Origin of the sequence: Mycobacterium sp. E735 (assembly GCF_001666955.1) — a bacterium.
Taxonomy (GTDB): Bacteria; Actinomycetota; Actinomycetes; order Mycobacteriales; family Mycobacteriaceae; genus Mycobacterium.
In genome coordinates this window covers 73,274-87,361 of sequence record NZ_LZIX01000078.1, presented here as the reverse complement: position 1 = coordinate 87,361, position 14,088 = coordinate 73,274, and the positions used below count along the sequence as shown (strand labels likewise).

Below are 14,088 nucleotides of genomic sequence, written 5' to 3'. Positions count from 1 at the left end.
TGAACCCGCACGACGACGGCATCGGCATCGACGAGTACGTCGACTGGCTGATCGAGGCCGGCTACCCGATCGAGCGCGTCGACGACTTCGGGGAGTGGCTGCGACGGTTCGAGGCCGCGCTGCGCGAGTTGCCGGAGCGGCAACGCCACCACTCGGTGCTGCCGCTGCTGCCATTGCCGGGCGCGCAGCAGGTCGAGCCCGCGGAGCCGGCCCGCGGTCCACTCGCCCCCGCCGATCGGTTCCGCGCCGCGGTGCGGGAGGCCAAGATCGGCCAGGACGGCGACGAACCGGACATCCCGCACGTGTCCGCGCCGGTGATCGTCAAGTACGTCACCGACCTGCAACTGCTCGGCCTGCTGTAAACGTCAGAGCGGCAAGGGTTTTCGCGCGAACGAGCGCAATGCCCGGCATTCGGGCCACGTCGGGGCGAAGCCTGACTACCATGACCGATGATCGTGACGGTGTCCCGCCAGCACACGAAAGTGTTCACCATGACAACAGCTCGCGTGCCCAAACTGCCGCTCGACGAAGCCACGGCCGCCGCCGACGAAGCGGCCGTGCCCAACTACATGGCCGAACTGAGCATCTTCCAGGTGCTGCTGAATCACCCGCAGCTGGCGCGCGCGATCAACGACCTGCTCGCCACCATGCTCTGGCACGGCGCGCTCGACCCGCGGCTGCGCGAGTTGGTGATCATGCGGATCGGCTGGCTCACCGCCTGCGACTACGAGTGGACGCAGCACTGGCGGGTCGCGTCCCGGCTCGGCGTGGCCCCCGACGACCTCGTCGGCGTGCGCGACTGGCAGGCGCACGACGGGTTCGGGCCCGCCGAACGGGCCGTGCTGGCCGCCACCGACGACGTGGTGCGCGACGGGGCGGTGAGCGCCGGGAGCTGGGCGGCCTGCGAGCGTGAATTGCAAGGCGACACAACGGTTCTCATCGAGCTCGTCACCGCGATCGGCGCGTGGCGGATGGTCTCGTCGATCCTGCAGAGCCTGCAGGTCCCGCTCGAAGAGGGGGTGTCCAGCTGGCCGCCGGACGGCCGGTCGCCCGCGGAAGCCGTCGTCGATTGACATATCGATCGGTGGCTCTTTAGCGTCGGGCAATGCGTACCAGAGTCGCCGAAATGCTCGGCGTCGAGTTTCCCATCTGCGCGTTCAGCCACTGCCGCGACGTGGTGGCCGCGGTGACCAATGCGGGCGGGTTCGGCGTCCTCGGCGCGGTGGCGCACAGCCCCCAGCGGCTGGAGAGCGAACTGACCTGGATCTCCGAGCAGACCGGCGGCAAGCCCTTCGGGGTGGACCTGCTGCTGCCGCCCAAGTACGTCGGCGCGGACGAGGGCGGCATCGACGCCGCACAGGTGCGGGCGCGGCTGCCCGAGGAGCACCGCGCGTTCGTCGACGACATCCTGGCCCGCTACGGGATCACCGCGCCGCCCCAGGAGTCGCGCGGCTCCGCGGGCGGCCTCAACATCTCGCCGAAGGGCTACGAGCCGCTGCTCGAGGTGGCGTTCGCCCACCGCATCCGGCTGATCGCCAGCGCGCTCGGCCCACCCCCGGCGGACCTGGTCGAACGCGCCCACGACCGCGACGTGCTGGTGGCCGCGCTGGCCGGCACCACGCGGCACGCCCAACGGCACGCGGCCGCCGGTGTCGACCTGATCGTCGCGCAGGGCACCGAGGCCGGGGGGCACACCGGCGAGGTCGCCACCATGGTCTTGGTGCCCGAGGTCGTCGACGCGGTGGCGCCGGTCCCCGTTCTCGCCGCGGGCGGCATCGCCCGCGGCCGCCAGATCGCGGCGGCCCTGGCCCTCGGCGCCGAGGGCGTCTGGTGCGGGTCGGTGTGGCTGACCACCGAAGAGGCCGAGACGCCGCCGGTGGTCAGGGACAAGTTCCTGGCGGCCACCTCGTCGGACACCGTGCGATCGCGATCGATGACGGGCAAGCCGGCGCGGATGCTGCGCACGGCCTGGACCGACGAATGGGACCGCCCGGAAAAGCCCGACCCGCTCGGCATGCCGCTGCAGACCGCCCTGGTCACCGAGCCGCAGGTGCGCATCAACGCCGCGGCCGCGCACCCCGGGGCCAAGGCGCGCGAGCTGGCCACCTACTTCGTCGGCCAGGTGGTCGGCTCGCTCGACCGGGTTCGCCCCGCGCGAACGGTGGTGCTCGACATGGTCGAGGAGTTCATCGACACCATCGGGCGGCTCGAGGGCTTGATCGAGCGGTGACGCCCGCCGGCGCCGTTTCGCGAGTGCGCCCACGGCTTTCGGCGTGCGCCCGCGGCGGCGACACGCCGACGGCCTCCGCCCGGGACGCACGCGCGTCCGCGCCCGGCCTTGCCGGCCGCCACGAGCCGACCGGCAAACCGGAAATGAACAAAAGATGTCCAGCGGCCGCGTCGTACGTCCAGGTCAGGGGAGTGATACTGGCAAAAACCTGTGCGGCTGCCGCGCAGAATCGTAAAGATTGCGCAACCCCGCGCCGATGAGTTTGACCCCACCGGACCCGTCGTGCATTATCGGTCGGGTATGCACCTCGTTAGGTGAGGCGTCTACACGAATACAGGCCACTGACCCCGAACGTCGAAAGACGCCCCGGGTCAGGACAGCTCCTCCCGGCTTAAGGGTTGAGCCCAGGTGGCTTCCGGACAACCGGACACGTCGTGTGGTGCCAAAGCTCTGACGAGAGGGGTGCGGATCGCCGACGGTCGTCGGGTTTCTGCTCCTCATGCTGCGCGCAAATCGTGTGCGGACGCTCCGCGCGCGTCGTGACCGCGAGGAGGTGAGGGACACATGAGTTCCAGCGATAGTCCGGATCGAAGTCCGAACTCCGTCTCGTCCCGATCCGGTCTCCGGCACGGCGTCCTCGGCTGAGGCGTCGCAAACGCTAACTGGCTTATCGGCCAAGCGTTCTGGGATCGGAACCGCTACGGGACGGGGCACGTCCATCCAATCAGTCCCCCGTTCGAACCCGTCAGGAGACGACCATGACCGCAGCTCTGTACGACGAAGTGGTAACCGTAGCGCCCGCCCGCAAGTTGACGGTGGTGCGCGACGTCGAGACGACTCGGGCCCCCGCGCCCAAGAAGGCCACCCGCCGGGGCAACCCGCAGCCCGTTCTCGCGGGCGACCCGTTGGTGGAGGGCGCCACCCGGCTGTTGAGCATCCCGCTGCGCCACCTGTACGCGGCGCTGCTGCGGGCCGGTGTGCTCGAAATCCAGGCCTGATTCCCATGGGCAGCGACCAACCAGGGCTCCAAGGGGCTACCCGGCCGCAGGTGTTTCCTGAGGCCAGGTAGCCCCTTGGGGTCCTTCGCCTGAGTAGAATCGGGCATCGGCGTCGATCCGGCATCACCGGGGAGCCTTCGGAAGAACAGCCGGCTGCTTTCCCTGGCCGGCTCAGTAGAACCGAACGGGCGGGCCCGTCACAGCCTTCCAACGAGCGGCCACGCGACGGCGTGGCAAGCGGGGTGGTACCGCGGCGCTCGCGCAGACAGCGCGTCGTCGTCCCCATTAGGCCCTACCAGTGCCGGGCGGCACTGAGGCACAGGAGACGACGCACCACGTGACCGAGAACGCTGACGTCAAGGCCTACCCGAAGCCGGAAGGCGCGCCCGACTTCCCGGCTCTGGAACTGGAAGTCCTCGACTACTGGGCGCAGGACGACACCTTCCGCGCCAGCATCGCCCGCCGCGACGGCGCCGAAGAATACGTCTTCTACGACGGCCCGCCGTTCGCCAACGGGCTGCCGCACTACGGGCACCTGCTCACCGGCTACGTGAAGGACATCGTGCCGCGGTACCGCACCATGCGCGGCTACAAGGTGGAGCGCCGGTTCGGCTGGGACACGCACGGATTGCCCGCCGAACTCGAGGTCGAGCGCCAACTCGGGATCAACGACAAGTCGCAGATCGACGACATGGGGATCGCCGCGTTCAACGACGCGTGCCGCGCGTCGGTGTTGCGTTACACCGACGAGTGGCGGGCGTACGTGACCCGTCAGGCCCGCTGGGTCGATTTCGACAACGACTACAAGACGCTCGATCTGCCCTACATGGAATCGGTGATCTGGGCGTTCAAGCAGCTGTGGGACAAGGGGCTTGCCTACGAGGGTTACCGCGTCCTGCCGTACTGCTGGCGCGACGAAACCCCGTTGTCCAACCACGAATTGCGCATGGACGACGACGTCTACCAGAGCAGGCAGGACCCGGCGCTGACGGTCGGGTTCAAGGTGGTCGGCGGCGCGCTGGACGGCGCGCACCTGCTGGTGTGGACGACGACGCCGTGGACCCTGCCGTCGAACCTGGCGGTCGCCGTCAACCCCGACGTCACCTACGTCGAGGTCCGCTCCGGCGACCATCGGTTCGTGCTGGCGCAGCCGCGGCTGGCCGCCTACGCGCGCGAGCTCGGGGAAGAGCCCGAGATCCTGGGCACCTACTCCGGCGCCGACCTGCTGGGCACGCGCTACCTTCCGCCGTTCCCGTATTTCATGGACAGTCCCAAGGCTTTTCAGGTGCTGCCCGGGGAGTTCGTCACCACCGAGGACGGCACCGGCATCGTGCACATGGCCCCGGCCTACGGCGAGGACGACATGGCCACCACCGACAAGGTGGGCATCGTGCCGGTGACACCGGTCGATGCCAAGGGCCGCTTCGACGCCACGGTGCCGGATTACCAGGGGCAGCGCGTCTTTGACGCCAACCCGCACATCATCCGCGACCTGAAGAATGGCAGCGGACCGGCGGCCGCCAACGGCGCCGTGCTGCTGCGCCACGAAACCTACGAGCACCCCTACCCGCACTGCTGGCGCTGCCGCAACCCGCTGATCTACCGGGCGGTGTCGTCGTGGTTCGTCGCGGTCACCGCATTCCGCGACCGCATGGTGGAGCTCAATCAGCAGATCACCTGGTACCCCGAACACGTCAAGGACGGTCAGTTCGGCAAGTGGCTGCAGGGTGCCCGCGACTGGTCGATCTCGCGAAACCGCTACTGGGGCAGCCCGATTCCGGTGTGGAAGTCCGACGACCCCGCCTACCCGCGCATCGACGTCTACGGCAGCCTCGACGAGCTGGAGCGCGACTTCGGGGTGCGGCCCACCAACCTGCACCGTCCCTACATCGACGAGCTGACCCGTCCCAATCCCGACGACCCGACCGGTCGCAGCACCATGCGGCGCATCCCCGACGTGCTCGATGTGTGGTTCGACTCGGGTTCCATGCCGTACGCCCAGGTGCACTACCCGTTCGAGAATCGCGACTGGTTCGACGGCCACTATCCCGGCGACTTCATCGTCGAGTACATCGGGCAGACCCGCGGCTGGTTCTACACGCTGCACGTGCTGGCCACCGCGCTGTTCGACCGGCCGTCCTTCAAAACCTGTGTCGCGCACGGCATCGTGCTGGGTTCCGACGGCCAGAAGATGAGCAAATCGCTGCGCAACTACCCGGACGTGTCCGAGGTGTTCGACCGCGACGGCTCCGATGCCATGCGGTGGTTCTTGATGGCGTCGCCGATCCTGCGCGGCGGCAACCTGATCGTCACCGAGCAGGGCATCCGCGAGGGCGTGCGCCAGGTCCTGCTGCCGCTGTGGAACGCCTACAGCTTCCTGGCCCTCTACGCGCCCAAAGTCGGGACCTGGCGCACCGATTCGCGGCAGGCGCTGGACCGCTACATCCTGGCCAAGCTCGCCGAGCTACGCGACGACCTCACCCGCGAAATGGACGGCTGCGACATCTCCCGGGCCTGCGAGCACCTGCGTCAGTTCACCGAGGCGTTGACGAATTGGTATGTGCGACGGTCGCGTTCGCGGTTCTGGGAGGAGGACCCCGACGCCATCGACACCCTGCACACCGTGCTCGAGGTGACGGCCAGGCTGGCCGCGCCGCTGCTCCCGTCGGTCACCGAGATCATCTGGCGCGGCCTCACCGGCGGGCGCTCGGTGCATCTCACCGATTGGCCGGACGCCGAAGCGCTGCCCGCCGACCCCGGCCTGGTCGCCGCGATGGACCAGGTGCGCGAGGTGTGCTCGGCCGCGTCGTCGCTGCGCAAGGCCAAGAAGCTGCGCGTGCGCCTGCCGTTGCCGAGGTTGATTGTGGCAGTGGAGAATCCGCGCAGACTGGAGCCGTTCGCCGATCTGATCGCCGATGAGCTCAACGTCAAGAGCATCGAGCTGACCGACGCGATCGACACCTACGGCTCCTTCGAGCTCACGGTCAACGCCCGGGTGGCCGGGCCGCGGCTGGGCAAGGACGTGCAGGCCGCCATCAAGGCGGTCAAGGCGGGGGAGGGTGTCGTCAACCCCGACGGCACGCTGACCGCGGGACCCGCGGTGCTGTTGCCCGAGGAATACAGCTCGCGGCTGGTCGCCGCCGACCCGGAGTTCACTGCCGCGCTGCCCGACGGGGCTGGACTGGTGGTGCTGGACGGCACCGTGACACCGGAGCTGGAGGCGGAGGGCTGGGCCAAGGACCGCATCCGCGAACTGCAGGAGCTGCGCAAGTCGACCGGTCTGGACGTGTCCGACCGGATCTCGGTGGTGATGTCGGTGCCCGCGGAGCGGGCCGACTGGGCGCGCACCCACCGCGACCTGATCGCCGGCGAGATCCTTGCCACCCGTTTCGAATTCGGTGAGCCGGCCGACGGCGTCGACATCGGCGACGGCGTCCGGGTGAGCATCGCCAAGGCGTAGCCGCCGTCAGGGGCACATGAAGGCGGTCGGTGGGCATGGACTTCGCCGATCTCGTCGTGGCGGTAGGAAACGAGCAACAGCACGGGCATAGCCGGGGTTGACCGCGCGCCCCGCGCAACGACGTGCCGCGGTCTGGCGGCGCCCGCGGGTCCGCGCCCGCCGGCACTGGCGACTCAGATCGCCGCGATGATCTCGGCCCGCTTGCGGGTGTAGTCGGCGTCGGTGATCGCCCCGGTCGCGCGCAGCTCCTCGAGCTCCCGCAGGCGCTCGGCGGCCGGGCGTTGCGGCGCGGCGCTCGCGACGATGTCTTCGAGCCGCCGGCCGCCGATGACGATGTTCGGCCCGGCACCTTGGGGCGCCGCCGCCGCGCCCAGTGCGTCGATGATGCGTTGGCCCGACTCGTCCTTGGCGATGACGAAGGCGTGCGGCAGGCCCGGGATGCGCTGACCGGAAGCCGCGCGCTGCGCGGCGATCTGCTGCGCCACCCGGCCGCTGTCGCCGTCGATCGGCAGCCACAGGGTGATGATCTGCCGGTCGTCGGCCAGCCCGCGCGCCCTGGCCGCCACGTCGTTGCCGGCCTGGGCCCGAAAGCCCGAGCGATCCCACGCCTTGAGCACGTTGCCGGGCACCAGGACGCCACGGTGCTGCTTGTCTTCGAGCGCGTAGACGCCAGACGCGGTGACGGCCAGGATGAAACTCTTCGGTAGGCCGGTGCCGTTGGGCACGCTTCGCCAATTCACCTCGCCCCCGCCCGACGGATACATCTGCATGGCTTTGGTCGACGTCTGCTCGCATCGCGTGGCCGCCTCGACCGGCTGACGCAGGATCTCCGATGCCACGGCGGCGGCCTGCTGGTTGAGCGCCGGGTCGTGCTGCGCGCGGGCCCTGAACTTCATGGTCGTTCCTTTCGCGTGTGCCCTCGGGCGATGGTCTGCATCCGTATGCAAGCGAACCGTCCCGGCCGCGCTCCCGATCCCAACAATTCGGCCTCGGCGGCGCCGGCCCCTCGTCTCACCGGGTCTCGTCGTTCCGTAACCGTCGGGCCGAGATGCATTGCGCGACAGCGTCGTACCCTTCGTCCAGCGCTACCATTCCCCGATTGGTGGGATGCCAGTTGTCGGGCTTTCCCTCGCCCCCGACGCTCAGGTACACCAGTTCGCTGTGCTCTAACACCTGCAGGGCCTCGCGCACGGGCGCGACCAGCCTCTTGAAGCTCATGGCTCGCTGACCGCGGGAGGTGAACTCCGCCCGGCGGGCCACCCATTTGATGAAGTCGTACTGGGTCAACGGTTTGCCGCGCTTGGGCCCGTCGGGCCCGAATGCGGCCATGAGTTGCGCGGCCAGCTCCTCCGTCGGCGGCAGTGCGACCAGGCGGGCGAACTCGGCGTCTCTGGCGCGCCGTGCCTCGACCCGCGCCGCCTTCAGGGTCCCCAACAATGACACGGCAGTCCTCTCACGTCCGATTTCCCGAGCGCTCGCAACCTACTATGCGCCAGCGCACCGCTTCAGCGCATGAGGTATCGCCGCATATTCGGCCCGGGGCGAAGAACGCGTGGGGTCGCGGAGAAAAAGGTTCCGAAAATGTGTCCGCGCCGTCCGGGCCGGCCGCTCCTACCTGTGACGGCGGCCCACCAGGGCCGCGAGCAGAGTGAAGGAACACGCCATGAGCACCATCGAAGACTTCAGGTCGACGACTTTCGCCGCCACCCCGTACGAGGATCTCACCGTCGCCGAGGCGTGGGCGTCGAGCCCGCTTGGCGACCCCGAGCTCGAGGATGGCTCGCTGTCTGGACCCGTCGCGCCTGAGGACCCTGCGGCCACGCCCGTGACCGCGAAGCCACGCTCGGGGGGAACGAAGGCCCTGGTCGCCGGGGCCGTGGTCGCGGCGCGGGCTGACCGCCGCCCTGCTGCTGACCACCGCCCTGCTGACTGCCACCTTGCTTGGGCGGCACCCATACCGGAACGGGCACGGGCACCAGCACCGGCGGAGCGTTGACGGTCACGTTGGGAGGGGGCGGCGGTCAGCCCGCGCCGAGCGGCCACGGGCCGATCCAGTGTTACGCCTGCCACCCACCGGTCCCGCAACAGCCGGTTCACCCGCAGCCGGTTCACCCGGAGCCGCTGCAGCATCCCTGAGCGAGCGGTGCGCTATCGGGCCGTTCGCGAGCGCAGCGCCCGGTGGGCGTGTGGCCAGAACGGCATGCCCGCCACGACGGTCGCGCCGGTGGCAATGAGGCCGACCGCGACGTCGACGCTCTCGCGGCCATCGCTTGCCCAGTAGACGTCCTTGAGGTCCAAGAGCAGGGCGAGCTCGTCGACGATCATGGCGTTCGCGGCGCCGTACGCGACGGCCGCCGCGGGATGCCGCCGTTGCTTGTCGGTTCCGCGTAGGCCCACAGCGCCGACCGTGGCCAGCATCCCGATGCCGATATTGTAGTGGTGAAAATGCCTGCCGCCCATGGACATACCACCACCCGAGGGGCCATGGCCGGCGCGGATCCAGTGCGTGAGCGCCCGCAGCCCGGCGAACGTGAGCGTGAACGACGTCCAGGCCAGCACCGTGGCCTGCTCGCCGGGTTGCAGCCGCTGGTTCCATTGGTGGCGCAGGCGCTCCCACCGGGACCTCGGTGCGTCGGTGCCGTGAGGCTCCATACCCAACGACGCTAGACCAATAGCATTCCGAAGTGTGGAGTCCCGTTGGGTGCTGCACCTGGACATGGATGCCTTCTTCGCCTCCGTCGAACAACTGACGCGGCCGACGCTGCGGGGCCGGCCGGTGCTGGTCGGCGGCCTGGGCGGGCGGGGCGTGGTAGCCGGGGCCAGCTACGAAGCCCGCGTGTACGGCGCGCGCTCTGCCATGCCGATGCACCAGGCCCGCCGGCTGATCGGCGTGACCGCGGTGGTGCTGCCGCCGCGCGGGGTGGTGTACGGGGTGGCCAGCCGGCGGGTCTTCGACACCGTGCGCAGCGTGGTGCCCGTCGTCGAGCAGCTGTCGTTCGACGAGGGCTTCGGCGAGCCGCCCGACCTCGCGGGCGCGTCCGCCGAGGATGTCGAGGCGTTCTGCGAAGGCCTGCGGCGACGGGTCCGCGAGGAGACGGGCCTGATCGCGTCGGTCGGCGCCGGCTCGGGGAAGCAGATCGCCAAGATCGCGTCCGGGCTGGCGAAACCCGACGGAATTCGGGTCGTCTCGCGCGCCGAGGAACGGTCGCTGCTCGGCGGTCTGCCGGTGCGGCGGCTGTGGGGCATCGGTCCGGTCGCCGAGGAGAAGCTCAACCGGCTCGGCATCGAGACCATCGGCCAGCTGGCCGCGCTGACCGACGCCGAGGCCGCCAATATCCTGGGCGCGACGATCGGCCCGGCGCTGCACCGCCTGGCCCGCGGCATCGACGACCGCCCGGTCGCCGAGCGCGCCGAGGCCAAGCAGATCAGCTCCGAATCCACCTTCGCCGTCGACCTGACCACCCTGGAGCAGCTGCGCGAGGCGATTGACCCGATCGCCGAGCACGCGCATCAGCGCCTGCTGCGCGACGGGCGCGGCGCCCGCACCGTCACCGTGAAGCTGAAGAAGTCCGACATGAGCACGCTGACCCGGTCGGCCACGCTGCCGTACGCGACGACGGAGGCCGGCGCGCTGGTCGCCGTGGCCCGGCGGCTGCTGCTCGACCCTCGCGAGATCGGCCCGATTCGCCTTCTGGGCGTGGGGTTTTCGGGGTTGAGCGACGTGCGGCAGGAGTCGCTGTTCCCGGATCTGGACCTGGCGGGGGAGGACCACCCCGCGGAGACGGTGGCGACCGCGGCGGAGGCGATGTTCGCCGCGGCGCCCGGGGAGGGCTGGCGGGTCGGCGACGACGTCACGCATCCCGAGCTCGGGCACGGCTGGGTGCAGGGCGCGGGCCACGGCGTGGTCACCGCGCGGTTCGAGACCCGCAGCTCCGGCCCCGGCCCGGCCCGCACGTTCCCCGCCGACACAGCCGAGCTGACCAAAGCCAACCCCGTCGATTCCCTGGACTGGCCGGACTACCTGGGCGTGCTGCAGGCCCTGGACGCGAACGCCCCGTCAGCCCCAGCGGGCGATGACGTCGCCGACCGGTAGCCGCGCGGCCAGCGCGGCCATCATCAGCACCCGCGCCTGCGGCGGTCGTAGGCGGGGCACCATCACCGCGCCGGCGGCCGCCATCTGGTGCCCGGGCCCATAGGCGGCACCGACGCTCCCTCCGGGGACGCGGGTGGACACCGCGACGGCGACGCCGGCGCGGCAGTGCCGGGTCACCGCGTCGACCACCGCGTCGCCGGCGTTGCCCGAACCCAGCGCCTCGAGCACCACGCCCTTGGCCCCGGCCGCCACGCAGGCGTCGAGGGCCACCCCGTCGCTGCCCAGGTAGGCGGCGACGATGTCGACGCGCGGCGCGTCCGCCGCGCTGAGATCCCCGAGCTGAGGCCGTGTCTTGGTGACGGCCAGCGTGAGACCGCCGTTCACCGTGCCGATCAGCTCACCGGCGAATCCGGTCAGGTCGTTGGTCGCCACCTTGGTCAGCCCCAGCGGCTGCAAGACCCGGCCGGCGAAACACACCAGCACGCCCAGACCCCGCGCGCCGGGGCTGCCCGCCACGGCGAGGGCCGCACGCAGGTTGGCCGGGCCGTCGGCGTCGGGGGCGTCGGCGCTGCGCATCGCGCCGGTCAGTACCACCGGAACGTCGCCCGCGTGGGTGAGCTCGAGCCACAGCGCGCTCTCCTCCATGGTGTCGGTGCCGTGGGTGACCACCACACCGTCGGCGCCGCCGTCGATCGCCGCGCGCACGGCGCGGCGGATCCGGTCCCAATCCGCGGGCACCAGCTGCGAGCTGTCCAGCGCCAGCACGTCGACGACGTCGACGTCTAGGCTGGCGGCCAGGTCGGCCGCGCCATAAGCGGGCCGGTGCACGCCGTCCGCGCCGGTGCCGGTCGATATCGTGCCTCCGGTGGCGATGACGGTGAGCCGGCCCATGGTGAAATCATCGCGCACGCCAACCGCGAACATCGGCCAGCCCGCGTCGGCATTGGGGGATGATGTGAGAGTGCCCGAGGAACCATCGACTGAGCCAGTGACCTCAACCGAGCAGGCCGGCGACGGCGCGGCCGCCGAGCCGCAGCGGCCGCCGAGGCGGCTGCGCCTGCTGCTGTCGGTGGCGGCGATCGTCTTGGCCCTGGACATCGTCACCAAGGTGCTGGCCGTCAAGCTGCTGCCGCCCGGTCAGCCGGTGCCCATCATCGGCGACACGGTCACCTGGACGCTGGTCCGCAACTCCGGTGCCGCGTTCTCGATGGCGACCGGCTACACCTGGGTGCTGACGCTGATCGCGACCGGCGTGGTGGCCGGCATCTTCTGGATGGGCCGGCGGCTGGTGTCGCCCTGGTGGGCGGTCGGGCTGGGGATGATCCTCGGCGGCGCCATGGGCAACCTGGTCGATCGCTTCTTCCGGGCGCCCGGGCCGCTGCGCGGCCACGTCGTGGACTTCCTGTCGGTCGGGTGGTGGCCGGTGTTCAACGTCGCCGACCCCTCGGTGGTGGGCGGCGCCATCCTCCTGGTGGTGCTGTCGGTCTTCGGCTACGACTTCGACACGGTCGGCAGGCGGAAGGCCGACCAGCGCCGATGACGCACCGTTCCATGCCCGTCCCCGAGGGGCTGGCGGGCATGCGCGTGGACGCGGGCCTCGCGCGGCTGCTGGGCCTGTCCCGCAGCGCCGCCGCGGCGCTGGCCGAAGACGGCGGGGTGGAACTCGACGGCGTGCAGGCGGGCAAATCCGACCGGCTGACCGGCGGCGCGTGGCTTCAGGTCCGGTTGCCCGAAGCGCCGCCGCCGGTGGAGAACACGCCGGTCGAGATCGAGGGCATGACGATTCTGTATTCCGACGACGACATCGTCGCGGTCGACAAGCCCGCCGCGGTGGCCGCGCACGCGTCGGTGGGCTGGACCGGACCGACGGTGCTCGGCGGACTGGCCGCGGCCGGTTACCGGATCACCACGTCCGGCGTGCCCGAGCGGCAGGGCATCGTGCATCGCCTCGACGTCGGCACCTCCGGGGTGATGGTGGTGGCGCTCTCCGAGCGCGCCTACACCGTGCTGAAGCGCGCGTTCAAACAGCGCACTGTCGACAAGCGTTATCACGCGCTGGTGCAGGGCCATCCGGACCCGTCGAGCGGCACGATCGACGCTCCGATCGGGCGGCACCGCGGCGGCGAGTGGAAGTTCGCCGTCACGACGAACGGCCGGCACAGCCTCACCCACTACGACACCATCGAGGCCTTCGTCGCCGCCAGCCTGCTCGACGTGCACCTGGAAACCGGCCGCACGCACCAGATTCGGGTGCATTTCTCCGCGCTGCATCACCCGTGCTGCGGTGACCTGGTCTACGGGGCGGATCCTAAACTCGCGAAAAGGCTTGGGCTCCAACGGCAATGGCTGCACGCCCGGTCGCTGTCGTTCGCTCACCCGGCCGACGGCAGGCGGATGGAGATCGTCAGCCCCTACCCGGCCGATCTGCAGCACGCGCTGGACGTGCTGCGCGCCGAGGGCTGATCATTCTGATGGTCGCGACCCGTCCCCCAAGCTTCGCTGGGGGTGCCCCCAGCGCCCGGCTTCGCCGCGCTTGCGATCACTCGGCCGGCTTGCGCGCCTCGACGAGCAGCCGCGTGGAGTACGCGACGAACGGCCCGTCGGCCTCGATGCGCTCGTGCAGTTCGCGCAGCCGATCCCGGTAGGCGTCGACCGTGAAGTCCGGCACCGTCCAAATCACCTTGCGCAGGAAGTAGATAACGGCGCCGACGTCGAAGAACTCGGCCCGCATCCGCTCCATCCGGATGTCGACGACCTCCATCCCGGCGGCTTCGGCCTCGGCGCGCTGGACGTCGGGGTGTAGTTCGGCCCATTTTTCCGGTTGCGGCCCGATGAAGTACTCGACCAGTTCGGCCATCGTCGCGGGCCCGATCTGCTGGGCGAAGTAGGTGCCGCCCGGCCGCAGCACCCGCGCGATCTCGGCCCATCGCACCTCGATGGGATGGCGGCTGGTCACCAGGTCGAAGGCCGCGTCGGCGAACGGCAGCCCCGGCTCGTGGCCGGTCAACACCACCACCACGCCGCGGGGATGCAGGCGTCGGGTGGCCAGCGCCGCGTTGGGCGGCCACGATTCCGTCGCGGCCATCGCGGGCGGAAACCGCTCCGCGCCCGCGAGCACCTCGCCACCGCCGGTGTCGATGTCGCACGCGGCCGACACGCTCGCCAGCCGCCGGCTCATCTGACGCTGATACCCCCACGAGGGGCGTTCCTCGGTGGCGCGCCCGTCCAGCCAGGAGAAGTCCCAGCCGTCGACGGGGGCGGCATCGGCCTCGGCCACGAGGTCGTCGAATGTGCGGACCATGTCGAG

The 14,088-nt window shown here is 70.5% G+C and carries 13 protein-coding genes and 1 riboswitch; of the genes, 8 read left to right on the top strand and 5 right to left on the bottom strand.

Annotated elements, in window-relative coordinates; genetic code table 11:
- From A5704_RS28770 to ileS, 5 genes are all read left to right on the top strand, one after another.
- Positions 1-362, top strand: a 362-nt coding sequence (locus A5704_RS28770; RefSeq protein ID WP_197504917.1) for a hypothetical protein, incomplete at its 5' end; no start/stop codon positions are given.
- A 129-nt stretch (positions 363-491) separates the two neighbouring features.
- Positions 492-1,073, top strand: coding sequence for a carboxymuconolactone decarboxylase family protein (locus tag A5704_RS06655; RefSeq protein ID WP_067749045.1), 582 nt, complete (start codon positions 492-494; stop codon positions 1,071-1,073).
- Between the two features lie 32 nt (positions 1,074-1,105).
- On the top strand, positions 1,106-2,230 hold the full coding sequence (locus A5704_RS06650) for a nitronate monooxygenase (RefSeq protein ID WP_067749039.1): 1,125 nt from the start codon (positions 1,106-1,108) through the stop codon (positions 2,228-2,230).
- A gap of 299 nt (positions 2,231-2,529) precedes the next feature.
- Positions 2,530-2,699, top strand: a riboswitch (M-box (ykoK) riboswitch).
- Between the two features lie 289 nt (positions 2,700-2,988).
- Positions 2,989-3,228, top strand: a complete 240-nt coding sequence (locus A5704_RS06645) for an Rv1535 family protein (protein ID WP_067749036.1) — start codon at positions 2,989-2,991, stop codon at positions 3,226-3,228.
- 337 nt (positions 3,229-3,565) lie between these two features.
- The gene (gene ileS, locus A5704_RS06640) at positions 3,566-6,688 is read left to right on the top strand and encodes an isoleucine--tRNA ligase (RefSeq protein ID WP_067749042.1); all 3,123 of its coding nucleotides are present in this window, start codon (positions 3,566-3,568) and stop codon (positions 6,686-6,688) included.
- A gap of 173 nt (positions 6,689-6,861) precedes the next feature.
- On the opposite strand, the gene A5704_RS28765 is transcribed toward ileS, so the two are convergent.
- From A5704_RS28765 to A5704_RS06625, 3 genes are all read right to left on the bottom strand, one after another.
- Entirely contained in the window at positions 6,862-7,584 is a 723-nt protein-coding gene (locus A5704_RS28765; RefSeq protein WP_067749032.1) for an SHOCT domain-containing protein, read from the bottom strand.
- A gap of 115 nt (positions 7,585-7,699) precedes the next feature.
- The gene (locus A5704_RS06630; RefSeq protein ID WP_067759855.1) at positions 7,700-8,131 is read right to left on the bottom strand and encodes a hypothetical protein; all 432 of its coding nucleotides are present in this window, start codon (positions 8,129-8,131) and stop codon (positions 7,700-7,702) included.
- A gap of 705 nt (positions 8,132-8,836) precedes the next feature.
- A complete protein-coding gene (locus A5704_RS06625; protein ID WP_067761280.1) occupies positions 8,837-9,340 on the bottom strand; it encodes a hypothetical protein in 504 nt (167 codons plus the stop codon).
- 49 nt (positions 9,341-9,389) lie between these two features.
- Between A5704_RS06625 and A5704_RS06620 the strand changes: the two genes are divergently transcribed.
- Positions 9,390-10,781: a DNA polymerase IV gene (locus A5704_RS06620; RefSeq protein WP_197505071.1), complete on the top strand. Its 1,392-nt coding sequence runs from the start codon at positions 9,390-9,392 to the stop codon at positions 10,779-10,781.
- Here the strand turns inward: A5704_RS06620 and A5704_RS06615 are convergent.
- Positions 10,746-11,672: an asparaginase gene (locus tag A5704_RS06615; protein ID WP_067761321.1), complete on the bottom strand. Its 927-nt coding sequence runs from the start codon at positions 11,670-11,672 to the stop codon at positions 10,746-10,748. The genes A5704_RS06620 and A5704_RS06615 overlap by 36 nt on opposite strands.
- 70 nt (positions 11,673-11,742) lie before the next feature.
- On the opposite strand from A5704_RS06615, the gene lspA reads away from it, so the two are divergent.
- Together lspA and A5704_RS06605 are read left to right on the top strand one after the other, a co-directional pair.
- Positions 11,743-12,321 carry a signal peptidase II gene (gene lspA, locus A5704_RS06610; protein WP_082950500.1) on the top strand — a complete coding sequence of 193 codons (579 nt, stop codon included), beginning with the start codon at positions 11,743-11,745 and terminating at the stop codon, positions 12,319-12,321.
- On the top strand, positions 12,318-13,244 hold the full coding sequence (locus A5704_RS06605) for an RluA family pseudouridine synthase (protein WP_067761289.1): 927 nt from the start codon (positions 12,318-12,320) through the stop codon (positions 13,242-13,244). Before lspA ends, A5704_RS06605 begins: the two co-directional genes overlap by 4 nt.
- A 76-nt stretch (positions 13,245-13,320) precedes the next feature.
- On the opposite strand, the gene A5704_RS06600 is transcribed toward A5704_RS06605, so the two are convergent.
- Entirely contained in the window at positions 13,321-14,082 is a 762-nt protein-coding gene (locus A5704_RS06600) for a class I SAM-dependent methyltransferase (protein ID WP_067761324.1), read from the bottom strand.
- Positions 14,083-14,088: the final 6 nt, after the last annotated feature.